7 protein-coding genes and 2 pseudogenes are annotated in these 10,931 nt (G+C 25.7%); 7 read left to right on the top strand and 2 right to left on the bottom strand.

All coding sequences use genetic code 4. The features are described 5' to 3' along the window. Positions 1–33 precede the first annotated feature (33 nt). From C6B38_RS05450 to C6B38_RS05465, 4 genes and pseudogenes are all read left to right on the top strand, one after another. Positions 34–351 (top strand): HK97 gp10 family phage protein, encoded by a 318-nt coding sequence (locus tag C6B38_RS05450; protein WP_105298931.1) that lies wholly within the window; start codon positions 34–36, stop codon positions 349–351. 44 nt (positions 352–395) lie between these two features. Then, positions 396–1,371, top strand: a pseudogene (locus C6B38_RS05455) (IS30 family transposase). A gap of 414 nt (positions 1,372–1,785) precedes the next feature. Continuing rightward, positions 1,786–3,324, top strand: coding sequence for a cytoskeletal motor fibril protein Fib (gene fib / locus C6B38_RS05460; RefSeq protein ID WP_105298932.1), 1,539 nt, complete (start codon positions 1,786–1,788; stop codon positions 3,322–3,324). 114 nt (positions 3,325–3,438) lie between these two features. Beyond that, a complete protein-coding gene (locus C6B38_RS05465; protein WP_105298933.1) occupies positions 3,439–4,725 on the top strand; it encodes a YitT family protein in 1,287 nt (428 codons plus the stop codon). Here C6B38_RS05465 and C6B38_RS05470 read toward each other — a convergent pair. Then, complete coding sequence (locus tag C6B38_RS05470; protein WP_105298934.1) at positions 4,722–5,702, bottom strand: hypothetical protein; 981 nt, start codon at positions 5,700–5,702, stop codon at positions 4,722–4,724. The two genes, C6B38_RS05465 and C6B38_RS05470, sit on opposite strands and share 4 nt — an antisense overlap. Before the next feature lie 86 nt (positions 5,703–5,788). Here C6B38_RS05470 and C6B38_RS05475 point away from each other — a divergent pair, with 86 nt between their 5' ends. Together C6B38_RS05475 and C6B38_RS05480 are read left to right on the top strand one after the other, a co-directional pair. After that, positions 5,789–6,715, top strand: coding sequence for a deoxyribonuclease IV (locus C6B38_RS05475; RefSeq protein WP_105298935.1), 927 nt, complete (start codon positions 5,789–5,791; stop codon positions 6,713–6,715). A 2-nt stretch (positions 6,716–6,717) separates the two neighbouring features. Then, positions 6,718–7,191: a dual specificity protein phosphatase family protein gene (locus C6B38_RS05480; RefSeq protein WP_105298936.1), complete on the top strand. Its 474-nt coding sequence runs from the start codon at positions 6,718–6,720 to the stop codon at positions 7,189–7,191. A 244-nt stretch (positions 7,192–7,435) separates the two neighbouring features. On the opposite strand, the pseudogene ispG reads toward C6B38_RS05480, so the two are convergent. Further along, positions 7,436–8,500: pseudogene (gene ispG / locus C6B38_RS05485) on the bottom strand (flavodoxin-dependent (E)-4-hydroxy-3-methylbut-2-enyl-diphosphate synthase); the annotation flags it as partial. Between the two features lie 409 nt (positions 8,501–8,909). Between ispG and C6B38_RS05490 the strand changes: the two are divergent. Continuing rightward, positions 8,910–10,931, top strand: a 2,022-nt coding sequence (locus C6B38_RS05490) for a hypothetical protein (protein ID WP_105298937.1), incomplete at its 3' end; no start/stop codon positions are given.

Genomic DNA, 10,931 nt, shown 5'->3' on the forward strand with positions numbered 1-10,931 from the left:
AACTATTTTTAAGTTTAAGATAAGGTGTTAAAAATGAAAAAAAGTAATTCAGTAGTTGATATATTTGATTTTGTTGCAGACTCAATCCAACAATATACTTATGATATCCAAGAACAAATAAAAGCAGAAATTAAAAATGTAGGTGAAAAAATATTGGCAGAAATTAAAATTACTTGCCCTATTAGCAATAAACATTTAACAAAAAGAAGACATTTAAAAGATTATTTTGTTTTTAAAATAAAATTAACCAAAGATAAAATAATTGGTGTAATTTATGCCACTAAACAATATCAAATAATTCACTTATTAGAATATGGATATATTAATCATTGAAATAAAATAGTTTTTTAAAAAATAGTGTATAAATAATTTGAAAAAGATTGGAGACAAAATATATGAAAGATTATAAACATGTAAAATATGATGAGCGTGATTTATTTAAGGATTTATTATTTTCTAATGCTTGTAAAAAGAAAAATGGTACGCTTAATTTATCTGAAATTGCAAGACAAATAAATCGTAGTGTAGATACTATTAGACGAGAAATTAAGCGATTTAAAAATATAGAAGATTATACAGCAATAGAAGCACAAAAAGATTATTATAAAAAGCGTAAAAAATGTATTAAAAAACTACCTGAATTTACAGAAGAATAATTAAATTTTATTCATCTGAGATTTAATGTTTATCATGATTCACCATCAGAAATTATTTATCATTATTTTTTAAAATTTGGTATTAAATTTCCTGCTTGTCTTAAAACTTTTTATAAATGAATTCGTTTAGGTGAATTTGGATTAAAAAAAAAAATTTACGATATCGTGGTAAAAAATTTAAAACAAAAGGAAAAAAAGATAATCGTGGTAAATTAACTGATTTTAAGTCAATTTGAGATATTGAAAATAAAGTTTCTAATGTTGGTTGATTAGAAATGGATACTGTTGTTGGAAAAGAACATTTATCTAGTTGTTTAGTTTTAGCAGAACAATCAAGTAAAAAATATTTTGCAATAAAATTAGAAAATCATACTGCTAATGAAGTTTTTGAAAAGTTTAAAGATATTGTTATAAATAATAATTTAATTGGAAAAATTAAAGGAATAATAACAGATAGAGGTAAAGAATTTAGTAAATGACGAGAAATGGAAATATTTGCTGAAACACAAGTTTATTTTTGTGATGCTGGTTCACCACAACAAAAACCCTTAATTGAATATATGAATAGTGAATTAAGATATTGATTTCCTAAGGGCACAGATTTTAATAATGTTAGTCAGAAAAGAATAGATTGAGTAGTTAATGTTATAAATGATAAACTCCGACCGTGTTAAATTGAATAAGTGCAAAAGAAATGTTTTTACAGAATATTTAAAGAAATTTATTAATTAAAATTTAATAAATGCTTTTTTAGTATGATTAAATATGCTTAAATTAAGTTATATTTATAAAATATTTTATTTTTTTAAAAAAAGAGTTGCATTTGTTAAAAATGATGTTATCATCAAATTAACAAGAGGCAAAAATTACTGCTTGCATTTACAGGATTCATGTATAATATTTAATCCTAATAAAAATAATTTTTCTTTATTTTAGAAATTAAAAACAAAATAATTTTTATAATTTTAACAATTTTAAACATTTTAATATTTGTCATTGATAATTAAGACAAAATACGATACAATAATTATAGTTGTATTTTGCATATAATCAAATATTAATTATAGTAAGATGCACTAAAAATAAACAATTTTTAGAAATTAAATATGAAAATAGAGGTGGAAAATAAATGATCGGCGTAATTTCAACAGCATATTTTACGATGAAAGATAAGCACAGTATTAAAACAGTAAAAAAATATTGGTGAAAGAACTGTGTAATTCAACATGTTAAATACCATGGAAAAACTTTTATTATAGCAACAGTAGGATATGGTAAAGCAAATGCTGCAATGACTATTACTTACTTATTAGAAAAATATCCTGGTTTACAAACAATTTTAAATGTAGACTTAGCATTGTCAACAAACGATAAGCATGATACAGGAGATACAACAATCTCAACAAAATTTATTTATCGTGATGCTGACTTAACAGTTTTTAAAGATATTAAATATGGACAAATTGTTAATGAACCTGAATCATTCCAATTCGATGGTGAATTCGCTAAAGTTGTTAAAGACTTTAAATTGGGGTTAACAGAAGGAGTTACTGGAACAGCAGATATGTTGATTTATAACTCAAAACAATTTAAGGAAATGGTTGATAAATATGGGCATACTATTGATGTAATTGATACTGAAGCAGGGGCAATTGCGCAAGTTGCTAAAAAATCAAGTATTAATTATATTGCTTTAAAAATTATTTATAATAATGCATTATCACCATGAGATAATGATCCAATCCATAAATTTAAAATGTATGAAACAGTTAATACATTAAAATACTTATTAAGAAGATTATTTAACTTATTAAGTTCAAATTATATTATTGATTTATCACAATGTTCACAAGATGATTTAGATTCAATTAATGAATTATTTGAAATTAAACATGACCAATGAATTAAATTATTTAAACCAAATACACATAAAGTATTATCAGGATTTGGGCCTTCATTAATGTTAGTTGATAAACAAGAAAAAACTCCTGTTGCATTAGATATTATTCAAGTAATCCGTTCAAAAGCAAAAGAAGCAGAAAGACCAAGTAAAGTAATTTTAGGAGAGGATGAATGAAAAAATGCTCCTAAAAAATGATTACGTAAATTATTATTTTTAGAACAAGTTCGTGTTAATGATGATGAATTATTATGAAATAAATCAGCAAAATATGATTTAAATAATGAAAAATTATATAAAATTGAAACAGTTGCAAATGAAATTGCTGCAGCCATTGCTGAAAAATGTCAAGATAAATCATCATATACATATAATGGTGCAACAGTACCAGAAAAATACTTATTAGTAAATTGTGATGCAAGAATTTCATTTTACATTACCCATAACCAATCACATGAATTTGTTGAAGATAAAAACTTTGGAACACAATTAGTAAGTAATGAATTTGTTAAATATTTAAATGAAGCATTGAAAGATGTTGACTCACCATATCAACAAATTGTTATTTATATGACAATTCCAGCATTAGATTATCGAAAAATTCCAGTGTTTATTCCTTCAAACAAAGGAGCAAACAGAGGTGTTAAATTTGTGGCTTTAAATCAAAAACTACAACGAGATTATACTGTTGTTGATATTACAAGAAATGATTATGATCCAATTAAAGTTGGTTCATTCAAAGTTACAATTCGTTTAAAAAGTGAATAATTAATTATTAATTAATTTATTAAAAAACAACCAAAAGGTTGTTTTTTATTTTTTAAATGATGTTATACTTATTAATAATAATTAAGGTTAAGAAAGGGGATGGAATAACGAAAAATGGTTAACGAAGAAGAAAAAGATTTAACAGCAGAAGGAGATAGTAACAACATTGGAGTTAGCCCTGATAGTATTAAAAACAAAACATTAGATTTTTATCCGAAAGAGAAAACAACGGAAAGAAAAACCCGTAGTCGTGAACGGATTTCACGAAAAGAATTTAATTTACGTTTTAAAGCTTATTTTAAATCACGTTTATTCCGTGATTATGCTTATATTATATTTGCTGCTTTTTTAGGAATGGCTAGTTATGATTATTTTATTGCAGCAACAACAAGTAATGGGATTACTCCAAGTGGAATTGGGGGGATTGCTCGTGGAATTGCGGTTGGAATTTGGCCAAATCAAGATCAGTTACAAATGCAAACAAGTATGTACTGAGTTTTTTATTTTGTGTTTAATATACCATTATTTATTTTTGGTGTTATTAAAATTGGGATTCGTTTTTCCTTTCGAACAATTGTTTATATTGGTTTGCAAAATGGTTTTCACTTTGCATTTGCTTATATTCCGGTTATTAATCCACAAGAATTATTTTTTATTGTTAATTATAATAGTTTAAATATTTTTAGTAACTATGGTGGAATGTACCAAATTTGATTATTTGTTTTTGCAGCTGTAGCAGGGATTTTAAATGGCATTGCCTATGGTTTAGTTTATAAAGGTGGAGCATCAACAGCCGGAACTGATTTTGTTTTTGCTTATTATTCAGCCAAGAAGAAAATTTCAATTGCTAATTATAATCGAATTGTTAATTATATTATTATTGTAGTAATGTTAGCAATTCATACAACATTATTAAGTCGTAGTGAATTAACAAGTATTTATTTTGGAAAAGACTGAGCAGCCGATATTGAGCAAATTCAACGTCTTGGTTTTAAAATTGATGATGGCGGTTTATATGGTAGTGATTTCACTAGTCATAAAGTTAAATACTTCTTTGGTCCTGCCTTATTTGCTTCATATTTATTTGTTGTAGTCCAAGCAATCACAATTGATATTATCTTTCCAAAATTTAAATATCGTAGTTTAATGGTTATTACTTCAAAAGCAGATGCTGTTGTTTCAGGACTACAATATGTTCATTATTCTAATGATATTATTCGTCTGCCAGCGCGTGATCATTATGAAGGCAATGATATTAATAATGAAGTGATAATTGTTTCCACCTCAGTTTTAGAATATAAGAAAATTAAAGCTGCGATTGTTGTTTCAGATCCAGAAGCTAAAATTTTATCTCATAAACTGGATAAACTTATTGCTAATTATAAAATTGATAAGTATTAATCTTTTTTTACAATTAAATTGAATCAAACAAAGCCTTTTTGTAATATTTCATAGTCATGGTTTAACATTAGTAAAATATTCTTTACCATAATTTTTTTGTTTAAACTAATTTTGATATTTAATAAACTATTATAATTATCTTTACTATTATTTATTGAACTAGTTGCTAACTGGAGTGAGCATGTTTGCTTGGTTACTTTAATATTTGGAATCATTTTTGTTGTTGTCATATTTTCTAAAATACGATTTTTAAGAGGTAATGTTAAATACGCATTGGTTTGGTCATACCAAAAAAAGTTATCAAAAGTTAAGTTATTTTTTTGATATTTATTTTTTCGTGTAATTTCAAAATTTCGGTCATTAAGAGAAGGAAAAGTTATTGTTAAAAATAAATAACGGTAATATTGCAGGTTATAAGGTTTTGGAATTAAATTTGGTTGGAGATTATCAACAATAGTAGTTGTTGCTTGATTAATAGAACCAAAATTAAAATTATAACCGTGATATTGGCCAATGATAATATTATCATTTACTTTAAAATCAGATAGGTGAGGTAAATTAACTGGTTTAATTGTTCATTGAGAACTAATATCGGTAATTGTTAATGTTTTGAAAATTGTTTTAAAGATATCATTATAGGTATTAATTAATAAGGTTTTATTTAAATTAATTTTAAGTTGATTAATTAATCTTTTTTGACGTTTTCTAATAAAAATTAAGAAGATAAAATTTACTAAAGTTATTAATAAAAAAACAATACCAAGGGGTAAGAAGACAACTTTTTGTATAGTAAAATGCAGATTATATGCTGCAACAAAATTAAAGATTGTTAATAAAAAATTAAAAATTAAACTTAGCAAGCATAATAAATTAATTCCTTGTCAAGCCACAATTTTATCGCTTTTTTTAGTAATAATTTTTTGATAAATTTGAGTAATTGTTAAATTAATTTTTTCAATGCTTTTTTCGTTAATCATTTTGATCCTTTCATAAATAATAAGTTATTTTTCTTATCTTATATATGATATTATAAAATTGATTAGAAAGAAAGGGAGACCTTAGAATGAAAGATTATAATTTAATTATTGGGAGTCACGTTAGTATGAACAAGCAGCAAAATTATTTGCTGGGTGCCTTAAATGAAAGTCTAAATAATAATGCTAATGCAATGATGATATATACAGGACCACCCCAAAATACTATTCGTGTTAGTACTGAACAATTTTTTATTCCAGAATTTTATCAACAATTAAAAGAACATCATTTTGATATTAATAATATTATTATTCATGCTCCTTATATTATTAATTTAGCGAACACAACTAATCCTAGTACTTTTGAAATAGCTGTTGAGTTTTTAAAAAAAGAAATTACTCGTGCTGATGAAATTGGAATTAAAACAATTGTTTTACATCCTGGAAGTGGTGTTGGCGCGCCAGAACAAGTTGGATTAGATCAAATTATTGAAGGATTAAATTTAGTTTTAACACCTAATCAAAAAGCAAAAATTGCTTTAGAAACAATGGCTGGCAAGGGGAGCGAATTAGGAACAAGTTTTGCCCAACTAAAATATATTATTGATAATGTTAAATTAAATGATAAATTAGGGGTTTGTTGAGATACTTGTCATATGCATGATGCTGGTTATCGCTTCACAGAAGCGTTAGATGATATTATTATAGAATTTGAGCAATTAATTGGTTTAAACCGGTTATTATGTTTACATATTAATGACAGTAAAAATCCTTTAAATGCCCATAACGATCGCCACGAAAATATTGGTTATGGTTACTTGGGATTTGAAACCCTTTTAAAAATAATTTATCATCCTAAATTAGATGGGATGATTAAGATTTTAGAAACACCATATGTTGGAGAAAAGAAGCATGCGGTTGCTCCTTATAAGGATGAAATTGCAATGATTAAGGCAAAAAATTTTACTGATCCATTTCAACAAAAGGGTAAAATAAAAATAGATTTAGGACAATAAAAATGTCCGCAAAGAAAATTATCGATAATTTGTATCTTGGTGACCGTCATAGTGTTCCACAAGATGCTGCATTAGTAATTAGTTGTGCTGAAGAAATTTATCGTGAACAAATTCAAAAATATAATATTAAAAATGATAATCAAGAATATCTTTGAATTGATGACAAACATGTTTATTTTAATTTTAAGGATTATCCAACATTACAAGAATTAGATGCTAATGTTGTGATTCAAGCATTAAAGATTATTGATAATAATATTAAAAATAAAAAAATTTATATCCATTGTATTTGAGGAATTAACCGCAGTGTATCAATTGTTTTTATGTATTTAGTAGCAAAAGGGTACATTAATGATGATGACTTTGATAGTGCTTTAGAACAATTTGAACGAATTTATCCTTATATAAATCCAAATCCAGGTTGATTTGTTTTTTTACTAAATGAATTTCCATATAATCACTTAATTTCAAATTAAAAAAAATAGGTAATTACCTAGTTTTTTAACGTTTATTTTTACAACACTCACATTTTTTATTAACACAATCTGTACAAGAAATACAAATTAAGCAAGAACGACAACCAACCTTTGGCTTACTACAAGTACGACATGAAAAACAATCATGGTTTTTTGCGGTACAACACATATTCATATCATTCACCTCTATTTTCTTTCCACTTTTTATTTTATCATAAAAGGTTTTATTATTGCTGAATGTTTTTTGTTGTCATTCTTGATAATATTCATCAATTAATAGTTTTAATTCTGGAACAAGATCTTCTTGTTTACATGATTTATAAATTTTACCTTTTTTAAAAATAATTCCACCATTTTTACCACCAGCAATTCCTAAATCAGCTTGTTTAGCTTCTCCAGGACCATTAACAACACAACCTAAAATAGCAATTTTTAATGGAATTTTTAAAGCTTTTGTATATTCTTCTAGTTCTTTTACAACAGGGAAAAGGTCATATTCTAAACGACCACATGTTGGACAAGCAATCACATCAACAATGTTATCATAAAGTCCTAGTGAATTTAACATTCGTTTAGCAACTTCAACTTCGGCTATTGGATCAGTTGATAAACTAATCCGAATCGTATCACCAATGCCATTAAAAAGGAGCGGTGATAAACCACTACATGATTTAATTGTTCCTGTATGATGACTGCCAGCTTCAGTAATTCCTAAATGAAGGGGATAATTTCATTCTTGGCTAGCTAAGGTATAAGCTTCAATTGCCATTAATGGTTCAGTTGCTTTTAAAGATAAAATAATATCATAAAAACCAAGGTGCTCTAAAATTTCAATATGACGGCGAGCACTTTCAATCATTGCTTTAGGAGTTCAACCATATTTATTAACAAGATCTAATGGTAAACTACCAGAATTAACCCCAATTCGAATTGGAATCTTTTTTTCAAGACATTTTTCAACAACTTTTTTTGTATTTTCTATACTTCCAATGTTACCTGGATTAATTCTAATTTTACTAATACCAGCATCAGCAGCGATTAAAGCAAATTCATAATTAAAATGGATGTCCGCAACTAATGGGCAAGGAGAACGTTCAACAATTGTTTTTAAGACAGCAGCATCATCTTTTCCTAATACAGCAATTCGAATAATTTCACAACCTTCTTGATATAGTTGATTGATTTGTGCTAAAGTAGATTCAACATCGTGTGTTTTCGTATTAGTCATTGATTGAATAACAACTTTATTTTGGCCGCCAATTTGAATATTACCAACCATTACTTTTCGAGTATTATTTCGTTTATTCATTTTTTTGCACGTCCTTATCTTTTTAATCTTTTTGTTATGTTACAGTAAATAATGGTGGGGGGAAATTCTAAACACCAGGAGGGTAGTTAAAATTCCACTATAAATAATCAATACTTTATTTATTACAAAATTGTTACATGGAGTCCTTAAAATAATTTCAAGATAATCATACGACTAAATACAAAGAAATACAAGACTAAAATTGCTTTTTCATAATTTGCATTGTTTTGTTCTAATTTCATTTCAATTTTGTTTTTATTCTAAAATTTTTTTTACCTTGCTCAGTAGTTATTTTTTTATTATAAAGGAAATTGCAAAAAATTTGTTTAACTTAATAATAATTTATCTTTTTATGTTATAACATTGTGGAATTAACTATTTACTAATAAAAAGATGAAAGGAAAAAAGAATGAGAAGAATTTTAAACTTATTAATTAGTACAACTATAATTTTTGGAACTATTCCAAATTTATTGGCAAATAGTTCTTATAATGATGACATAAATAAAAAAATAAGAAATAAAGCAAATAAACAAATATTTGAAGATAAGGCAAGAAATTTATATGAGGATGGATTAATAACATTTCAATTAGATGGCAATCAAAAATTAGATTATACAAAACCACTTAATGAACCAATAGAACTCGGTGAAATTAAAGAAAATAAACGAGAAGCAATTTTGCAAGCAATAAAACAAAAATATCCAAGAACAGAAATATCTGAACTTGAAGTAGAAATTCCAGAAAATAATTATAATGTTTCAAACAATACTTTTTGAGCACATCTTAAGGGTAAAAAAACTTCTATAGTTTATCCACAAAATTTATTAAATAAAAAAGTAATTTTTAAAATAAAAGATCATAACATTAAGAAAAGAACTGCTCCTAAGTCATTGTTAGAATTAGCATCAACAGTTAATATTGGGGATATTGAATGTTTTGATATTGATGAAGAACATATTCGGAATCGTTTAGTGACATTAAATCACTCAATTTTTTCTCACTCAGATTTTCTTGATGCCTTTGTTTTTGATAACATTGGTCAAACTAGTGCGCGAGGACATTTACGAGATAATATCAGAGTTGGAGAAAGGATAACCGATGTTATCCTTGATAATCTTGATTTTATAATTAATTATAATCCCGTTGTTACTTTATCTAGGGTTATTCCAAATCGAAATTTAGGAATTCTTGAAAATAATTTTTCACATACAATTTTAAGTCAATTACAAGAAGATAATCCTTTAATAACACAATTGCAATTACATTTAAGGATAACAGATATAAATCAAATAACTGCAAGAATTTATATTGTTAATTCTACAGTTCTATATAATGGAAGGGAGTTTAATATTGACAATGCTGAATCACCCATTGAAGTAAATTTCAGGACAGATAATTTTACTTTATCTTCTTTAACAACAAATACTAATTTAGGAGAATTACCTAATAATAATGCTGAAACAATTAAACTGGCTTTTCTTCGTCATAATTTGCATATCAAAGAAAGTGATATTAAGTTTATTGACCAAATTACTGATAATAGTGCTATTATTGTTGGAAACTTAGATAAAGTTTTTCATGCTCCGACGATACATTTTTCTGATGATACATGGCTTCCGATTGAATCAGATGATGCTAGGATTTTAACTGGTGGAACTATTCTTTATAATTTATTTTCTGATAGAATTATTGTTTCTTTTACATTAAAAAAGACATCCCTTCTTAATAAATTTAAAAAATGATTAACAAGAAATGAAAAACCAACTGCTAATGGCAAATGAACAAGTTTAATAAATAATTTACCTAAGGATTATAGTAATAATGATTTAGATAATATTTTGGGATATACTGCACTATCAAAAGAGAAAAAACAAGAAATATGAAATAAAATAAATCAACAGTTTGGTTTAACGACAGTTGACATTGGGAATATTGAAATAAATGATAAGGAGCACATTCTTAATAGCGCATATCTTTTAAACCATCCAATTTTTTCTGATCCAAATTTTAAACAAAATTTTATTTTTGATAAAATTACAAAAGATACTGCAACAGGTCATTTATTAAATAATATTTTTGCAAAAGAAGAATTCTTAGATGATTTTATTACTAATAAGACTACTTTTACATTTAAATTCAATACAAATCAAAGAATAATAAATAATATAAATTTAAATTGAAAAGTAATTGGACCAATAACTGATGATACAAAAGTATGAAGAAAAACAATAAATTTAATTAAATGATCAGATTCTGCTAATATCTGACAGGAATTTAGAAAAAAATATAAACATATTAAAATTAATAATATTAATTCTTCTGCAGGTGGCCAAGGAACAACAATATCTAATACTAGAACAAATATTAAATTTAATACCGAAAACATTAACCAATATTTAAATTCTGATAAAAATAATTTATCTCTATTA

Origin of the sequence: Spiroplasma sp. ChiS (assembly GCF_002968355.1) — a bacterium.
Lineage (GTDB): Bacteria > Bacillota_I > Bacilli_A > Mycoplasmatales > Mycoplasmataceae > Spiroplasma > Spiroplasma citri.